This window comes from Frankia alni ACN14a (assembly GCF_000058485.1).
Lineage (GTDB): Bacteria > Actinomycetota > Actinomycetes > Frankiales > Frankiaceae > Frankia > Frankia alni.
Map to the genome: position 1 here is coordinate 2872699 of NC_008278.1, position 16834 is coordinate 2889532.

General features: G+C 70.6%; 17 protein-coding genes and 1 pseudogene. 14 read left to right on the forward strand and 4 right to left on the reverse strand.

Going from position 1 to position 16834, the window contains the following annotated elements:
- Window positions 1–16: 16 nt before the first annotated feature.
- From FRAAL_RS11450 to FRAAL_RS11510, 13 genes are all read left to right on the forward strand, one after another.
- Complete coding sequence (locus FRAAL_RS11450; protein WP_011603781.1) at window positions 17–841, forward strand: enoyl-CoA hydratase/isomerase family protein; 825 nt, start codon at window positions 17–19, stop codon at window positions 839–841.
- A 195-nt stretch (window positions 842–1036) separates the two neighbouring features.
- The gene (locus tag FRAAL_RS11455) at window positions 1037–1483 is read left to right on the forward strand and encodes a Zn-ribbon domain-containing OB-fold protein (RefSeq protein ID WP_011603782.1); all 447 of its coding nucleotides are present in this window, start codon (window positions 1037–1039) and stop codon (window positions 1481–1483) included.
- Window positions 1483–2631 (forward strand): thiolase family protein, encoded by a 1149-nt coding sequence (locus tag FRAAL_RS11460; RefSeq protein WP_011603783.1) that lies wholly within the window; start codon window positions 1483–1485, stop codon window positions 2629–2631. The genes FRAAL_RS11455 and FRAAL_RS11460 overlap by 1 nt, the downstream gene beginning before the upstream one ends.
- Complete coding sequence (locus tag FRAAL_RS11465; RefSeq protein ID WP_011603784.1) at window positions 2628–4295, forward strand: AMP-binding protein; 1668 nt, start codon at window positions 2628–2630, stop codon at window positions 4293–4295. The genes FRAAL_RS11460 and FRAAL_RS11465 overlap by 4 nt, the downstream gene beginning before the upstream one ends.
- Before the next feature lie 92 nt (window positions 4296–4387).
- Window positions 4388–5866, forward strand: a complete 1479-nt coding sequence (locus FRAAL_RS11470; protein WP_041939169.1) for an aldehyde dehydrogenase family protein — start codon at window positions 4388–4390, stop codon at window positions 5864–5866.
- Window positions 5863–6759 (forward strand): SDR family NAD(P)-dependent oxidoreductase, encoded by an 897-nt coding sequence (locus tag FRAAL_RS11475; protein WP_011603786.1) that lies wholly within the window; start codon window positions 5863–5865, stop codon window positions 6757–6759. The genes FRAAL_RS11470 and FRAAL_RS11475 overlap by 4 nt, the downstream gene beginning before the upstream one ends.
- 14 nt (window positions 6760–6773) lie before the next feature.
- On the forward strand, window positions 6774–7844 hold the full coding sequence (locus FRAAL_RS11480; protein ID WP_011603787.1) for an amidohydrolase family protein: 1071 nt from the start codon (window positions 6774–6776) through the stop codon (window positions 7842–7844).
- Window positions 7841–8323: a PaaI family thioesterase gene (locus FRAAL_RS11485; RefSeq protein ID WP_231861612.1), complete on the forward strand. Its 483-nt coding sequence runs from the start codon at window positions 7841–7843 to the stop codon at window positions 8321–8323. Before FRAAL_RS11480 ends, FRAAL_RS11485 begins: the two co-directional genes overlap by 4 nt.
- Entirely contained in the window at window positions 8320–9474 is a 1155-nt protein-coding gene (locus FRAAL_RS11490; RefSeq protein WP_041939170.1) for a thiolase family protein, read from the forward strand. Before FRAAL_RS11485 ends, FRAAL_RS11490 begins: the two co-directional genes overlap by 4 nt.
- A complete protein-coding gene (locus FRAAL_RS11495; protein ID WP_011603790.1) occupies window positions 9471–9872 on the forward strand; it encodes a Zn-ribbon domain-containing OB-fold protein in 402 nt (133 codons plus the stop codon). The genes FRAAL_RS11490 and FRAAL_RS11495 overlap by 4 nt, the downstream gene beginning before the upstream one ends.
- Entirely contained in the window at window positions 9869–12121 is a 2253-nt protein-coding gene (locus tag FRAAL_RS11500; RefSeq protein ID WP_011603791.1) for a CoA transferase, read from the forward strand. The genes FRAAL_RS11495 and FRAAL_RS11500 overlap by 4 nt, the downstream gene beginning before the upstream one ends.
- Window positions 12118–12414, forward strand: coding sequence for a hypothetical protein (locus tag FRAAL_RS11505; protein ID WP_011603792.1), 297 nt, complete (start codon window positions 12118–12120; stop codon window positions 12412–12414). The genes FRAAL_RS11500 and FRAAL_RS11505 overlap by 4 nt, the downstream gene beginning before the upstream one ends.
- Before the next feature lie 95 nt (window positions 12415–12509).
- On the forward strand, window positions 12510–13364 hold the full coding sequence (locus tag FRAAL_RS11510) for a patatin-like phospholipase family protein (protein ID WP_041939171.1): 855 nt from the start codon (window positions 12510–12512) through the stop codon (window positions 13362–13364).
- A 153-nt stretch (window positions 13365–13517) separates the two neighbouring features.
- Here the strand turns inward: FRAAL_RS11510 and FRAAL_RS11515 are convergent, their stop codons facing one another.
- Both FRAAL_RS11515 and FRAAL_RS11520 read right to left on the reverse strand, forming a co-directional pair.
- On the reverse strand, window positions 13518–14309 hold the full coding sequence (locus tag FRAAL_RS11515; RefSeq protein ID WP_011603794.1) for an enoyl-CoA hydratase/isomerase family protein: 792 nt from the start codon (window positions 14307–14309) through the stop codon (window positions 13518–13520).
- Between the two features lie 152 nt (window positions 14310–14461).
- Window positions 14462–15223, reverse strand: coding sequence for an SDR family NAD(P)-dependent oxidoreductase (locus FRAAL_RS11520; RefSeq protein ID WP_011603795.1), 762 nt, complete (start codon window positions 15221–15223; stop codon window positions 14462–14464).
- Between the two features lie 86 nt (window positions 15224–15309).
- Between FRAAL_RS11520 and FRAAL_RS36335 the strand changes: the two are divergent.
- A pseudogene (locus FRAAL_RS36335) lies at window positions 15310–15507 on the forward strand (transposase); the annotation flags it as partial.
- A gap of 31 nt (window positions 15508–15538) precedes the next feature.
- Here FRAAL_RS36335 and FRAAL_RS36340 read toward each other — a convergent pair.
- Window positions 15539–15796, reverse strand: coding sequence for a hypothetical protein (locus FRAAL_RS36340; protein WP_011603796.1), 258 nt, complete (start codon window positions 15794–15796; stop codon window positions 15539–15541).
- Window positions 15797–15968: 172 nt separating this feature from the next.
- The gene (locus FRAAL_RS11530; RefSeq protein ID WP_083866769.1) at window positions 15969–16247 is read right to left on the reverse strand and encodes a nucleotidyltransferase family protein; all 279 of its coding nucleotides are present in this window, start codon (window positions 16245–16247) and stop codon (window positions 15969–15971) included.
- Window positions 16248–16834 lie beyond the last annotated feature (587 nt).

The following is a 16834-nucleotide window of genomic DNA, read 5'->3' on the forward strand; positions in this document are numbered from 1 at the left end:
GAAAGCGAGACAACACATGTCCGGCGATGATCTGTTCGACGAGTACGCGACGGTGCGATGGGAGGACGCGGCCCCCAACGTCGTGCGCCTCTGGCTGGACCGGCCGGACCGGATGAACGCCTACAACAGCCAGATGTGCGCCGACCTGCGGGCGGCGATCGATCGCTTCGACCGGGACGACACCGTGAGGGTCCTCGTCCTGACCGGTGCCGGGCGGGGGTTCTGCGCGGGAGGAGACATCGGCGGTGACGACCCGAGGCTCGCCGCCGAGCTCGCCGGCCAGCTCGGCCGGGCGCAGAACCTGAAGCACGACCTGCACGCGGTGGTGCGCGACCTGCTCGCCCTCGACAAGCCCGTCATCGCGGCCGTGAACGGAGCCGCGGTGGCGGGCGGGCTCACCCTGGCGCTTACCGCGGACCTGCGTGTCGCGGGCGAGTCGGCGAAGCTCGGCGACACCAGCTCTCGCGTGGGGCTGCTGCCCGACGAGGGCGGCGCCTGGCTGTTCCCGCGCGTCATGGGCCACGGCGCCGCCTACCGCATGGTCGCCCTCGGCGAGGTCTACGGCGCGGCGCGGGCGCGCGAGCTGGGACTGGTGGACGAGGTGGTACCCGACGGCGAGCTCGCGCAGGTCGCGCTCGACCTCGCGAGCGCCTTCGCCGCCCGGTCCCCGCTCGCGCTTCGGGTCGCGAAGCGGCTGCTGCGCGACGGGGCGACGAGCACCCTGGAACAGTCGTTCTCCGACGCCGCCCTCGCCGTCATGTTCGTGAACACGAGCGAGGATGCCCAGGAGGGTCTGCGTGCCTTCCGGGAGAAGCGCGCCCCGGACTTCACCGGGCACTGAGACCCGCACCGGACCGGAGGAGATCACGCGCCGAGCCCTGGACCGGCGCCTGTCACCCCACCCTCAATCCGAACGGAAAGTAGTTGTATGACTGCTTTCAGTCATCGAACAAAGTCCTACCAGCGCATTGCTCCGACAGCCTCCGGCGGGTTACTGTTCCCGAGTCCAATAATCCCGGACGTGAAGGACTGAGCGGTGAGCGCACCGATCCCCCTGGCCGAAGGCCTGTTCACGTGGCCCGCGGACGAGCCCGAGCTGATCGCGGGAAGGGTGCCCGGCACTGACCGCGTCCTGTTCCCGCGACCGGAGCACGTGATGGCTGACGACGGCAGCCTCGTCGAGACCGAGGAGATTCGGCTACCTCGGCGCGGAAACCTCTGGACGTTCACCACCCAGCGGTTCCGCCCACCGGCCTCGAAGGACTCCACCACGGCGTTCAGCGAGGAGAACTTCAGGCCGTTCACCGTGGGCTACATCGAGCTGCCGGGCTTCCTGAAGATCCAGACGCGGATCACCGAAGCGGACCCCGACAGGCTCCGGATCGGTCAGGAGATGGAGCTCGTCATGGAGCCCTTCGGTCAGGACACGCAGGGCCGGGATGTCGTGACGTTCGCCTTTTCCCCCGTCGAGGAGGTCTCCTGATGTCGGACGTGTCGATCATCGGTACGGGGCTGTTCCCCTTCGGTCGGTACGCCGAACTCAGCGCGCTCGACCTGGGAGCCGAGGCGGCACGGCGGGCCCTCGTCGACGCCGGGGCCAGGTGGTCCGACGTGGGAGCGATGTTCACCGGTTCACTCGAGGTCGACTGCCCGGAGGCTCTGGTCGCCAGGCTGGGTCTCACCGGCGTGCCCGCTCGATCGGTCTTCAACGGGTGCGCTACCGGCAACACCGCGCTGTATGCCGCCGTCTCCGCGGTCGAGCGCGGCGAATGCGACCTGGCCCTGGCGGTCGGACTCGACAAGCACCCGCGCGGCGCCTTCGTGGCCGATCCCTCCGTCTCTGGACTACCAGCGTGGTACGGCCAGGCCGGCCTGTACCTCACCACGCAGTTTTTCGGGATGAAGGCAACCCGCTACCTGCACCTGTACGGCGTGACTGCGAGGACGCTGGCACGGGTGGCCGCCAAGAGCTTCCGCAACGGTGCCCGCAACCCCGACGCCTGGCGGCGCAAGCCGCTCTCGGAGGACGAGATCCTGGGCTCCGAGCTGCTGAACTCCCCGCTCACCCAGTACATGTACTGCGGGCCCAACGAGGGCGCGGCGGCCGTACTCGTCACGCGGAGCAGCAGTGCGAGCAGCTACTCGGGCACCCCGATCAGGGTCCTCTCCACGGCGTTGCGCAGCCGCCGCGAAGGTGCCTTCGAGATCATGAGCACCTCGTTGCCGCTCGCCGAGGTCGAGAGCGTGACGGTCGACGCCTCACGCGAGGCGTACGAGAAGGCGGGTATCGGCCCCTCCGAGGTCGACGTGGCCCAGCTTCAGGACACCGACGCCGGGTCCGAAGTCATCCACATGGCCGAGAACGGCTTCTGCGAGCACGGCGACCAGGAGAAGCTCGTCGCCACGGGCTGGACCGAGATCGACGGTGGCCTCCCGGTCAACACCGACGGCGGGCTACTCGCGAACGGCGAGCCGGTCGGCGCGTCGGGTCTCCGCCAGATCCACGAGCTTGTGACCCAGCTGCGCGGCCGGGCCGGCAAGCGGCAGGTGCCGAACGAGCCGCGGATCGGCTATGCGCATCTCTACGGTGCTCCTGGTACCGCCGCGATCACGATCCTCGCTCGGCCATGAGTGGGAGCCGCTTACCGGCCTGGACGGTCCCGCCCGAGCTGCGGCGCCACTACCGCGAGGCAGGGTGGTGGGACGGCCGCACGCTGGTGGATGTCGCGGTCCAGGGGTTCGGCGGCTCGCCCCGCAGTGTCGTGCGCACGCATTCGGCGACCCATCCGTCCTGCCTGACCTACGCGGAGGTGCTCGACGGTGGGCGAGCCCTCGCCGCCCACCTGGAGTCCGTGGGCGTGCGCCAGGGCGATGCCCTTGCGTTCCAACTGCCGAACTGGTCGGAGGCGCTGGTCTGCTTCGTCGGCGCCCTTCTGCGCGGCGCGGTGCTCGTGCCGATCGCGCCGTACTACCGCGAGCACGAGTTGACCGGGATCCTGCGACGAAGCGAGGCCCGCTGCCTGGTCGTGGCCGAACAGGTGCGCGGCCGGCGTCCCATCGACGAGGTCGCCGGGCTGCGCGAGCAGCTTCCCGCACTTGGCGAGGTGATCGTTGTGGGCGACGGTCCCATCCCCTCGTGGGCGACGCCGTACGCCGGCGCCGTGGGGCACTCGAAGCGAGCCGGGGACCTGCCCCGCATCGATCCCGAGGCGCCGGCGGCCGTCACCTGGACCAGCGGGACGACCGCGGAGCCGAAGGGCGTCGTCCTCAGCCATCAGGCGCTCGCCTTCGAGGTTCGCTTCCACATGGCACCGTCCCTACCGTCCGGCGCCCGGCTGGCGGCAGCTCCGCTGTCCCATGTCACGGGCATGCTCGCCACCGCTCTCGTCCCACCCGTCCGCGGCGAGGACATCCATCTCCTCGACGTCTGGTCTCCCCCCTCGGTCGTGGCGCTGATGGACGAGCTAAAGCTGCCGCCGGCGCTGTACGCGCCGGTGTTCGCGACGTCGCTGCTGGACGAGCCGAGCCTGAGGCCGGACCACCTCCGTCTCATGGACACGGCGAGCCTCGGCGGGGCCCCGGTGTCCAGGGCGCTCGCCGAACGGCTCGAGAGCGCGGGTGTCGCCGTGACACGGGGCTATGGGTGCACGGAACATCCGTCGATCAGCCTGTCCGCGAGTTCGGACGGCAGTCGAGCGCGGTTGACGACCGACGGGCGCATCCTCCCCGGGGTCGAGCTGCGGCTTCTCGACGACGATGGCGCGCTCGTGGCCGTCGGAGCGCAGGGCGAGATCCACAGCCGCGGCCCCGATCTGTTCAGCGGTTACCTCGGAGCCGCGGGCAGCGCGACGAACGAGGACGGCTACTTCGCGACCGGTGACATCGGGGTCGTCGAGGAGGATGCAAGCGGCCGCTGGCTCCGGCTTGTGGACCGCAAGAAAGACATCGTCATCCGCGCCGGGATCAACATCAGCGCCGCCGAGGTGGAGGCCGCGCTCGACGGGCTTCCCGGGGCCCGGGAACTCTCGGTCATCGGCGTGCCCGATGCGCGGACCGGCGAGCGGGTGTGCGTCGCCGTCGTACCGGTCGCCGGTCGTGAGGTGACGCTCGAGGACGTCCGACGCCATCTCGACGCAGCGAGGGTGGCCAGGCAGAAGTGGCCCGAGTCCGTCCTGCTCGTCGACGAGGCGCTGCCCCGCACTCCGTCCGGCAAGGTGCGCAAGCCCGACCTCTGCCTGCAGTGGTCGCGAAGGTCGGGTGGACCGCTTAGGTCGGGCGGACATGGTGGCGACTGAGGTCGGCGGGCGACCCGCCGACCGGCCTTCGGGCGGCCGGTGGCAGCGCTGCGGATGCCTGTTCCGTACACCGTGCAAAGTTGGGAGACGACGTGGCTCACGATGAGTACGAGGGTCGGCTGTTCATCGGCGGATCCTTCCGCGAGGCCCGCTCTGGCCGGCGTTTCGACGTCGTGGATCCTTGCGACGAGTCGGTCGTCGCCACCGCGGCCGACGCGGACGCCGAGGACGTCTCTGACGCGGTGGCCGCCGCACGCGACGCCGCCGACACCACGTCGTGGGCGACCGACCACGAGCTGCGGCAGCGGTGCCTGCAGCAACTCCAGGTCGGTCTGCGCAAGGAGACGCAGGAGATCCGGGCCCTCCAGATGGCGGAGGCGGGCATCTGCTCGAGCGTGCTCGACTCCCACGTGGAGGCCCAGATCGAGAACATGTCGTGGTTCAACGACCTGATCGGCCGCTTTCCCTGGGAGACCGACTTCCCGGCCTTCTCGTTGCTGGGCATGCAGAGCCTTCGCCGGGTGCGGTACGAGCCGTACGGCGTCGTCGGAGCCATCACGCCCTGGAACGCGCCCTTCATGACCGACCTGTGGAAGGTCGACCACGCGCTCGCGACCGGGAACACCGTGGTGCTCAAGACGGCGCCCGACACCCCGCTGTCGGGCGCTGCCCTCGCCCGGATCGTGGCGGAGCACACCGAGATCCCGGCGGGCGTGGTGAACGTGATCAGCTCCGCCGACAAGGCCATCGCCGGCGAGGCGCTGACGGCAGATCCCCGCGTCGACATGTTCCACTTCACCGGCTCGCCCGCGGTCGGACGGCGCATCGCCGAGCGGGCCGCGGTCGGCATCCGTAAGGCGTGTCTCGAACTGGGCGGGAAGTCGGCCAACCTCATCCTCGACGACGCCGACCTCGATCAGGCCACCGGTCTCGGCGTCGCGATGTGCATGAGTTCGAGCGGTCAGGGTTGCGCGCTGGCGACCCGCATGGTCGTGCACGCCTCCGTGTACGACGAGGTGCTCGAGCGCCTCGCGGCGATCGTCGGCGTCCTGCCGTGGGGTGATCCCCGTGACTCGGGCAACGTGGTCGGACCGATCATCCGCCGGGAACAGCTCGACCGGATGGCCGCGCTGGTGGACCGGGCGCGCGACGCCGGGGCGCGCGTGCTCGTCGGCGGTGAGCGCGGTGACCGGGGCGGGAAGGGATTCTGGTACCTCCCGACGGTCGTCGCCGATGTGGGCGAGGACGACGAGATCGCGCAGACCGAGGTGTTCGGGCCGGTGCTCACGGTCGTGCGGTACGACGGCGATGACGACGAGGCCGTCCGGGTGGCGAACAACTCGGTCTACGGGCTGTCGGGCTACGTGCAGACCTCCGACCCCGAACGCGCCTGGCGCATCGCCCGACGGCTGCGTACCGGCACCGTCAACCTCGGGCCCGCGTTCTACCTGTCGCCGGACACGCCGTTCGGCGGCTACGGCGTCAGCGGCGTCGGCCGCGAGCACGGCGAGGACGGCTTCCGGGAGTATCTGCAGGCCAAGACGATCGCGTACCCGCAGGTGTCGGCATGACCGGCCGGCTCGACGGCAAGACCGTCCTGCTGACCGGCGCCGGCTCCGGTCTGGGTCGCGAGAGCGCCCACCTGTTCTCCGCCGAGGGTGCGCGCGTGGTTGTCACCGACGTGCGTCCCGAGCGGGTCGAACGTGTCGTCGGCGAGATCAAGGCGGCCGGCGGGGATGTCACCGGCACGCCCTGCGACGTCCGCGACCCGAAGGACTGTGCGGCCGCCGTCGCCGCGGCGGTGGCGACCTACGGGCGGGTCGACGCGCTCATGTGCTCGGCCGGCATTCCGGAAGAGGGGTTCGGCGCGACACCGTTCGAGGAGGCCACGCTCGAGTCGTTCGTGGACGTCGTGTCGACCAACCTCTTCGGCGTGTACCACGCGGCGCGCGCCGTGGTACCGCACATGAAGGCGAACCGGGCGGGGACGATCCTCGCGGTCTCTTCGATGGCCGGGCTGGTCGCCTACCCCGGCTTCCCGGGCTACGTCGCCGCCAAGCACGGGGTCAACGGTCTGGTAAAGTCCCTGTCGCTCGATCTGGGGCGGTTCGGCATCCGGGCCAACGCGCTGTGCCCCGCGCACGGCATGAGCGTGAACTTCGCGATGCCGCCCGACGCCGAGGTGCTCGGCCTGTCGTACGAGCAGGCGCAGCCGTCGTGGGACCCCTACGCAGGGTCGATCCCCCTGAAGCTGGCCCGTCCCCCCGCTCTTCGCGACAACGCCAACGCCGCCCTGTTCCTGATCAGCGACGAGTCGGCGTACATGTCGGGCGTGTGCCTGCCGGCCACGGACGGCGGCAACCTCGCCCGCAGCTCGATCATCTTTCCCAGCGACCTCGACGCGTCGTCGGACACGGCACCCGACGGCGTGCTGCCCGCCGACCAGGCCGCCCGGCTCGCCTAGGCAGTGGAGGAACCATGACCGACAAGATCTGGGCCAGCTCGGCCGACTCCCATGTGCTCGAACCACTCGACCTGTGGAAGCGGGCGCTGCCCGCGGCGCTCGCCGAGCGGGCGCCGTGGACGGTGCGTGACGACAACCGCGAGACTGTGTACGTCGACGGTCAGGTGATGCGGCGCGACCCCATCTCCTTCTCCGACGCGATGCGACCCCCTGGCGCGGAGGACGTGTCGGCTCGGCTCCAGGACCTCGACGAGCAGGGCGTCTGGGCGGAGGTCGTCTTCCCGTCCCGCGGCCTGTGGATCTCGAACATGAGTGATGCCGAACTCTCCCGCGAGTGCGCCCGGGCCTGGAACGACTGGTGCGCCGCGGACTTCGCCAGCGCGTCGGCGCGGCTGCTGCCCTCGGCGATCGTGAGCGCGCTCGACGTCGCCGACGCGGTGAGCGAGCTGGGACGCGCGAAGGAGCTCGGCTTCCAACACGTCTACCTACCCACGACGCCGCCCGCCGGGATGCCCTACAACAACGAGATCTGGGAGCCGCTGTGGGCGGCCGCCGCCGAGGCCGGGATGGCGCTGTCGTTCCACGTCGGCACCGGGGCCTCGCCCGTCGTGGCGCGCGGTCCTGGCGGAGCCGTCATCAACTACGTCGAGACGACGATGCCGGGGCAGCGCGTGGTGACCCATCTCGTCGCCTCCGGTGCCCTCGACCGGCACCCGGACCTCAGGATCGTCATCGCCGAGGGTGGCTGCTCGTGGATCCCGGCGCTGGCGGACCGGATGGACGAGGGCTACCGGCAGCACGACATGTTCGTGCGCCCGAAGCTGTCGCGGCTGCCGAGCGAGATCATCTTTCGGCAGGTCTACACATCGTTCCAGCATGACCGCAGCGCGGTGCCGACGGTCGAGGCCCTCGGCTACGACAAGGTCATGTGGGGTAGTGACTATCCGCATCTCGAGGGGACCTTCCCGAACACGCAGAAGGTCCTGCACGAGCTGTTCGACGGGGTGGACCAGGCGGTCATCGACCGCATCACCGAGGGGACCATGCGCGAGCTGTTCGACCTGCCCGAACGGATCCCGGCGTGACGGCTGCGCTGACCACGGTCCGTGGCTGGGGCCCGCACGGGGTCGTCCTGTGCGCGTCGTGCCGCCGGACCGGCCTCTGCCGCCTGGGCGTCACCAGTGAGATCGTCGACGGCGACGCCGTCGCGTACGAGTTGCACTGCCCGCGCGAGCACGAAGGCGGCCCGAACGTCGCGCACGGCGGCTGGACAGCCGGGGTGCTCGACGAGCTCGCCGGGCACGTCGTGGTGCTCCGTGGGCAGCTCGCGGTGACGGGTCAGCTGTCGGTGCGCTTCGTCAGACCGGTGCCGGTCGAGCGGCCGCTGCTCGGCAGGGCGTCGCTCGTGCGCCGGGAGGGCCATCGGTGGTTCATCGAGGCCCAGATTGTGCTGGCGAGCAGCGGAGCGCAGCTCGCGGCGGCCGAGGCCGTCCTCGTGGCGCGGGACGCCGACCACTTCGCCCGCCACGAGCGATGGCTCGCCGAGCAGGAGGGATCGGCATGACCCACGGCCGCCCGGTGGCCGTCGCCGGTGTGCACGTCACCGAACAGGCGCGTCGCCTCGACGGGCGCACCTCCTTCGACCTGGCGCTCGAGTCGGTGCTGGGCTGCCTGACCGACGCGGGCCTGGACCGCGCCGACGTCGACGGGGTGCTGCTCGACTGGCCGGGCCCGGGCGGCATCGCGGGCGAGACGAGCTCGTGGGCCCGGCTGCTCGGGCGGCGGGCGTCCCTGTCGAGCGACACGATCATGGACAACGCCGGTGCTCGCGGGCTGCTCAAGGCGACCGCGATGGTGGCGGCCGGCTTCTGCGACGTGGTGGTGGTCGGGGGCGGCATGGCGGGCGTGTTCGGCGGCGGCCCGGTTCCCGGCGGCTCCGGCGCCACCTACAGCGACCTGTGGGGTTGCTACGTGGTGCCGCACTTCGCCCTGGTCGCGCAGCGGCATATGGCCGACCACGGCACCACCGCCGAGCAGATCGCCCGCGTCGCGGCAGTGATCCGCAACAACGGCCACGTCAACGAAGAGGCGGTCATGCACGGCCGCGGTCCGTACACCGTCGACGACGTCCTCGCGTCGCCGATGGTGGCGTCGCCGCTGCACCGTCTCGAGGTCTGCCTCACGGCGGAGGGCGGGGCGGCGTATGTCGTGACCACGCTCGATCGCGCCCGTGACCTGCGCCAGAAGGCGGTCGTCGTCCGCGGGGGCGGCATGGAGTACCACCAGGGCGCCTACGCCAACCCGGCCCTGCTGCGCGAGGTCGGTGACCTCGGGGCGCTCGCCATGCGGCGCGCCCTCGGCCTCGCCGACCTCGACCGCGGCGACATCGACGTCCTGTCCGTCTACGACCCCAGCTCCTTCGAGGTCATCCGGCAGCTCGAGGCGCTCGGGTTCTGCGAGGCGGGCGACGGCGGTGGCCTCGTCGACGCGGGGGTCATCGAGCTCGACGGTGCGCTGCCCGTCAACCCCGACGGCGGATGCCTCGCGCACTCCTGGAACGGAACGCAGCAGATGTCGATCCGCGTCATCGAGGCCGTGCGCCAGCTGCGGGGCACGGCCGTCAACCAGGTGGTCTCGGCCCGGCACGCCCTCGTGGCCAACGCGGGGTCGGGCGCCCAGCACTATGAACTGGCGATCCTCGGGGCGGACCGATGACGGAGCTGCCTGTGCCCGTCTTCGACGATCTCTGGGGGCCGTTCTGGAAGGAGCTCGTCGACGGCCGGCTGACGATGCCGCTGTGCCCGAACGGGCACAGGTTCTTCGTTCCGGAGCCGGTCTGCCCGACGTGCCTGAGCGCAACCTGGTCGTGGTCGCCGGCGGCCGGGCGCGGCTCGCTCTACTCGTGGTCCGTGGTGCACCGCGCCCCGGTGGCGGATGTCGCGACGCCCTATGTCATCGCCGTCGTCGACCTGGACGAAGGCTGGACCCTGATGACCCACCTCGTCGACGTGGCCCCCGGCCGGCCGTTGCTGGCCGGGGACCGTGTCGCGCTACGCATCACCCATCGCGGCGGGTGGGCGCTCCCGACCTTCGCCCTTGAGGAGGACCAGTGATCCTCGACGGGATCCGCATCGTCGACCTGACCACCGGACTGGCCGGTCCGGTCGCAACCCAGCTGCTCGCGGAGGCGGGCGCGGAGGTCCTGAAGATCGAGCCCCCCGCGGGCGATCCGGTCCGGTCCCGGCAGCCCACGGCCTTCGAGACCTGGAACCGCAGCAAGGACGGCCTCGTGCTGGACCTCGGCGACAGCGGCGACCGGGCCCGCCTCGACCAGCTTCTGGCCGGGGCGGATGTGCTGGTCCACGAGCTGACGCCGGCCCAGGCCACCGCGCACGGCCTCGACGACACCCAGCTCCGAGCCCGGTTCCCCGACCTGATCGCCGCCTCTGTCATCGGGTACGCCCACGGCCACTTGGACGCCGAGCGGCCGTGGGCGGAGATCCTGGTGCAGGCGCGGTCCGGGGCGATGGACGAGCAGCTCAGCCACCGCCCGGGGCCGTGCTTCCTGCGCTTTCCGATCGCGAGCTGGCCGACGGCGTACCTCGTGGCGGCTGGCGTGCTGGTCCGGTTGATCACCCGGCAGCGGACGGGCCGGGCCGGTCCGGTCCACACCAGCCTCCACCAGGGCCTGCTGGCCGTCCTGGCGATGCTCTGGAACGACGCGGAGTCTCCGAGTGACTTCCTGCGCGCGAAGATTCCGCTGCCCAAGGCGATGCCCTACGTCACGATGACGCTTTTCGAGTGCAGCGACGGTCGCTGGGTGCAGACGCTCGGCGGGTTCATGGAGAACCCGCTCGTCCTGGAGTCCTGCGCGATGCTCGGGGAGGAGCCGCCCTACTCGCCCTTCGGCACGATGCCGTCCGCCGAGGCGCAGGCGCTGTGGCGCCGGATGTTCAGGACCCGCCCCGCGCACGAGTGGATCGAGTCGTTCCACGCGACCGACGTCCCGGCGGAGTACGTCGAGGAGCTCGGCGCCGTCTTCCGCGACGAGCAGGTCCGGGTGAACGACTATGTCGTGGATCTCGACCATCCCCGGCTCGGCCAGGTCCGTCAGGCCGCCGCGCCCTTCACCACCTCGCCACCCTCCCGGGTGCGACGACCTGCTCCCGCACTGGACGAGTCCTGGACGAACTGGACAGACCGGCCCGCGGCCCACGTCAGGAACGAGCCGTACGCCGCCCGGCCGCTCGCGGGTATGCGCGTGCTCGACCTGGGCTCCTATCTCGCTGGCCCGCTCGCGCCGATGCTGCTGGCCGACCTGGGCGCAGACGTCATCAAGGTTGAGTCGACGACCGGGGAGCGGATGCGCCGCAGCGAGATGCTCTTCATCGGGGCCCAACGCGGCAAGAGGTCCCTGGCGGTCGACCTCAACCGGCCGGAGGGGAAGGAGGTACTGCGGCGGTTGATCCGCTGGGCCGACGTCGTGCACCACAACATGCGAGGCCCCGCGGCGGACCGGATCGGCCTCGACGAGGCGTCCGTGCGAGCTGTCAACCCCGGCGTCGTCTTCTCCCACGTCAGCGCCTACGGGCCGCACGGCGAGAAGTCGGCGTGGCCGGGCTACGACCCGATCGCCCAGGCCGCCAGCGGCTGGATGCTCGCCGGTGCCGGCGAGGGCAACCCGCCGCTGTGGCACCGCTTCGGCATGATGGATCACCAGGCGGCGCTCGCCTCGCTGCTGCCGACGCTTCTCGCCGTCTATGAACGCGATCGAACGGGCCGTGCCACCGGGACGACGTCCTCACTGCTGGCCGCGGCGACCATGACCAACAGCGAGACCTGCCTCGACCGCACGACCGGCGAGGTCGCCGCGGTCCCGGCCGTGGATCCGAACCTGTTCGGCCTCGACCCCTACTATCGGATCTATCCGGTGGGCGAGCGGTTCGTCGCGGTCGCTGCGACGACGCCCGAGCAACAGGACGCACTGCGAAGCGTCTGCGGCGCCTCCGACCTCGCCGCTGCGCTCGCCGACCGCGAGCCCGAAGAGCTGCTCGCGGAGCTCTCGCTGCGTGGCGTTCCGGCGGAGCTCGTCCGGACCGAGCAGGAGCTGGCCTTCCTCCGGGACGAGGAGAACCAGCGCCTGGGACTGGCGGTGTCCTACCAGCACCCCGAGTACGGCCGGCTGACCCAGCCCGGCGCCTTCTGGGACTTCGTCGACCAGGACCTGTTCCTCGACCGGCCACCGCCGACGCTCGGCGAGCACACGCGTGAGGTGTTGATCGAGCTCGGCTTCTCGGCGAAGGAAGTCGGCGCATTCAGGAAGGCCGGCCTCATCGCCGGCCCAGGGTTGGAGGACTCGTGAAACTGTCCGTCGGAAGCCGCCTGCACAGCCGGGTGGGGACCGCGTCCGTGATCGTCATCCGGGCGCCCAAGATCGATGTCGAGCTCGCGTGCGCCGGTCAGCCGATGTCGGACTCTGACGGCGACCGCGTCGCCGCCGACGACCTGGCTTTCGACCTGCCGATGGGCAAGCGCTTCGAAGACGCCGGACTCGGGCTCGAACTGCTCGTGACCTCGGCAGGATCCGGTCCGTTGAGCGTTGACGGCGTGCCCTTGACCATCCGCGCGCCGCGCACTCTGCCTGCCTCGGACTGACAGGTCGTCAGAGCAGGGGTCCTCGGTCTGGGCCGCGTAGTAGCTACAGGCTGTGGCCGGCCCGGCCTGTGCTCAGCGCAAGGTGGGAGGGGACTGTGACCTTCGCTTTGGTTCTGTGCGGTGGTGGCGTGGCCGGTGTCGCGTGGGAACTGGGCGTTCTCCGCGGGATCGCCGACGTCGACGAACCGCTCGCCGCGCGTCTGCTGGCCGCCGACACCGTCATCGGCACGTCGGCCGGCTCCACGGTCGCCGCACAGATCACCGGTGACACCCCGCTCGCCGCCCTCTACGACCGTCAACTGGCCCCTTCCTCCTCCGAGCTCGACATCGAGCTCGACCTCACGGAGCTGGCGAGTCGGCTCGGCACGGCGGTCGGCGGGGCCAGGGACGCCGCCGACCGCCGCCGTCGCATCGGTGCCCTCGCCCTGGCCACCGACACGGTCAGCGAAGCGACCCGTCGCGCCGTCATCGCAGGACGGCTGGACAGCGATCTGTGGCCCGTGCGGGACCTGCGCATCCTGGCCGTCGACGCGGCCACTGGCGAGCTCGTCGTGTTCACCCGCGACTGCGGGGTCGGCCTCGTCGACGCCGTGACCGCCAGCTGCGCGGTGCCGGGTGTCTGGCCGCCGGCCACCATCGGCGGACGCCGTTACGTCGACGGCGGCGTGCGTTCGGCGAGCAACGCCGACCTGGCCCGGGGAGCCCAGGCGGTACTCGTGCTCACCCCCTCTCCGCCGGGCCAGCCCGGCGCGTGGGGTGACCTGGGCGCGGAGCTGTCCTGCCTTGCGCCGGCCCGCACCAACGTCGTGTTCGCCGACGAGGAGTCGATCGACGCCTTCGGCGCCAACCCGCTCTCGGTAGCCACCCGCGGGCCGTCCGCCCGCGCCGGACGCATCGTCGGCCGCGCGGCCGCCCAGACGGTCGGGACGTTCCTGAACCCGAAGCAGTAGCCAGGACCGTCAGCACGCCTGCAGTCGCCCGACGGCCAGCCCATCAGCCGGAGAGCCAGGTCACCCGCCACCCGGGCCGGGCCGGCCGTGCTGAGCGCACGGGGAGCGGACGCACGAGTCCCGCGGACAGAGCTCACCACTCGGCCCCCGTCCTCAGGACGAGGCCTGACGGCGCGCCCGCCTCTCCCGTACCGCCGCCAGGAAGGCCTGGTGGTCGTCGTCGCCCATGCTGAATCGCTCCGCGACGAGGGCGTAGCTGCGTGTGGCGGCCATGTTCTGTTCGAGTACGAGGTTCAGGGCGCGCTTGGTGTCCTGCGCCGCGCGCGCGGGAAGCGCGGCGAGCCGGCCCGCAAGCTCACGGGCCACGGTCATCAGGTCCGCGGCCGGCGCGACCCTGTTGGCAAGCCCCATCGCGACCGCGCGGTCCGATCCGATCCTGTCTCCGAGGAGAAGGAACTCCTTCGCGTGCAGCATGCTCACGTGCGCCGGCCAGGTCGCCGATCCGCCGTCGCCGGCGACGAGTCCAACCGACACGTGGGGATCCGCGAGGTACGCGGAGTCGGCCAGCACGACCAGGTCGCACATGACCGCGATGCTGGCACCGAGGCCGACGGCGGGACCGTTCACAGCCGCGACCAGCGGGAGCGGAAACCGGAGCATCTCCTCGATGATCCGGCGGCCTTCCTCCATCACGCGCCAGCGACCCGCGGGGTCGACCGCCTGCATCATGAAGGCAAAGTCGCCGCCCGCGCAGAAGTCCGCACCCACGCCGGTAAGGATCGCGGCGCGGGCGCCGGGGTCCGCCGCGATCTCGGCCCAGACGGTGGCCAGCCGGGCATGCAGCTCGGCGTCGACCGCGTTGTGCGCGGCGGGCCGGTTGATCGTGATGATCCGGATGTCACCCTCGGCCGCGATCATGATGGCCGGCTGATCGGCGTCGCCCACCCGTCCTCCCGTCTCCTCGCATGACTGCTTCGGCCACCCTAGAGGGTTTTATGTCCCGCAGTCCATTAATAAGACCTACGTCTACGCCTCCATCGGCAAGGTCACGGCTGCAGTCCCGCTGGCCGGTGCCGCCGAGATCGACCTCGCCGCCGTCAGGTCACGGTGAAGCCGCCGTCTACGGCGAGTGTCTGCCCGGTGACGAAACTACCGGCGTCGGAGGTCAGGAAGACCAGCGCCGCGGTCAGTTCCTCCGGTTCGCCGAGCCGTCCGCCGAGTACGCGGGACATCTGGGCATCGAGATAGCCCGGCTGATACTCGTCGGTCATCTCGGAGCGGAAGAAGCCCGGGGCCAGGGCGTTCACCCGGATGCCGCGCCGGCCGGTCCACTGCTGGGCGAGATCCCGCGTCATCCCGATCAGCCCCGCCTTGCTCGCCGCGTAGGCGGCCTGTGGCAGACCGGCGGTGGTCAGACCGAGGATGCTGGAGATGTTGACGATGCTGCTGCCGGGCCGCATGACCCGGGCCGCTGCCTGGGCCATCCAGTAGCAGCCGTTCAGGTTGACGTCGATGACGGAGCGGAACTGCTGCGGGGTCTCTCTCAGCGCGGGGACAGCGGTGCCGATCCCGGCGTTGTTGACCAGAATGTCGACGCGGCCGAAGGCTTCCACCGCGGCGACGACAAGCGCGTCGCAGGAGGCCGGGTCGGCGACGTCGGTGGCGACCGCGAGTGCGCGACGGCCCTCCTTCTCCACGGTCTCGGCGGTGGTGGCGAGCCGATCGACCCGGCGGGCGCCCAGGACCACGTCCGCGCCCGCCTGGGCGAGGCCCCGGGCGAAATCCACCCCGAGACCCGAGGATGCTCCGGTGACGACGGCGACCCGACCATCCAGCCGGAACCGTTCCAACACTGACATGGCACACTCCTACTCGGTGAACTTCGGTCTCGGACCCGCGCCGATGATCGCCTGCGAGGTTTCGGTGACGGGAAAGTGCTTCCGAATTGGAAGCTCCCCGGCTCGTCGAAGCCGTTGGCCTCCGCCCGGACGCCGCCGCCGAGCTGCTGCCGGCCGCCGGCGACAACACCGACGGCGTACGCTCGGAATCCGCTTTCGTGAAGCTGTGTGGAGTGAGCCCGATTCCAGCATCGTCCGGTGAGACGAACTGGCACCGGCTCAACCGCGGCGGGAACCGGCAGGCGAACGCTGCACTCTACCGCGCCATGATCGTACCTATGCGCTGGCACCAGCCGACGGTGAACGACCGGACGACAAGCGCGGCAAGCTCACCGCGGCGGGGCGGTCGCGCCACACGTAGAAGCCGGAACGGGAGACGTCAAGCCAGGCGTACATCTGGATGATGGACGGCGCCGGTGTGCGGGCATTCGCGGTGGTGCGGGTGGCGTACTCCGCATCGATGAACTCGAACCTGTCGCTCACGATGATCCTTGGCGAAGTACGCTGCGGCTTTTTCGGGACCTCGTTTTCCATGTGCAGCTCACGGTTCTGCCGTTCGCGTTCGCGTGGCCGGACGTCGTCGTCGGCGGTCGGTGGCGGCGCCTCGCTGTGGAAATGGCCTCTGATCAGGCGCGGGCGAGGTGGCGGCTGATCACCATGCGCTGGATCTGGTTGGTTCCTTCAAGGATTTGCATGATTCCGCGGATCACGCTGCATACAGCGGCTGCTTGGTCTGCATGACCCGTTCGCGGAAGTACGGGTTCCGGATACTCGTGACACTGACAACATCGACGGCACGGCCCAGCAGTTGCTCCAGCCCTTCCTTCAGGGCGAAGTAGGTGCCGAAGTAGTCGAACCCTGTGCGAGCGTCGTCGAACTCAACCAGTACATCGACATCACTGGTGTCGAGATCGAAGGAGTTCCCGACGGCGGAACCGAACACGTCAAGACGCCGAATCCCGAGCCCTCGACACAGAGCCTGGATCTCCGCTCGTCTCGCCTAGATCAACGGATGCACGCCAACCTCCCCATGCGATTGTGCCCGACCGGGCGGCGCATAGCTCAGATCTGGGCATCGACACGGCTCCACCCGTGCCGAAGACCTCGCATCGTCGCCGTGTCGCCCCTGCTGGGACCAGCCAGACGATCAGTCGCAGCATCGTTTCATCGCACCCGCTGCAGGGTTCGCTCTGGGCTCCCGTTGCATCTGGCTGGAGCAGAGGTTCGCGTCGATGGGCGACATGGGGGCTGCGGTGGGAGGCCCGTCGGGGGACTTGCTGCGGTTGGCTGTGCGTCGATGGCCGCTGCCGGGATCTCCACACAGGTAAGGATGCCAGCCGCCGGGCACAGCAGCCGACCCGCCGGACGGACCGGCATCGTGTTCGAGCAGCAGGCTGCCGTCCTGCTGGGTCGGCTGGTCTTCTCCGCGCCCTGAGCCGGATCCCTTGGGTCAGTAGCGCCCAGATGAACGGCGGCGCGCCTCTGGCCGGGGACTCGAAGGCCACGCACGACATGGTGGGTGCGATCAGCCGCCTTGTCCTGGCCCGACGTTCCGGTTTCAGCCTGGGGGTG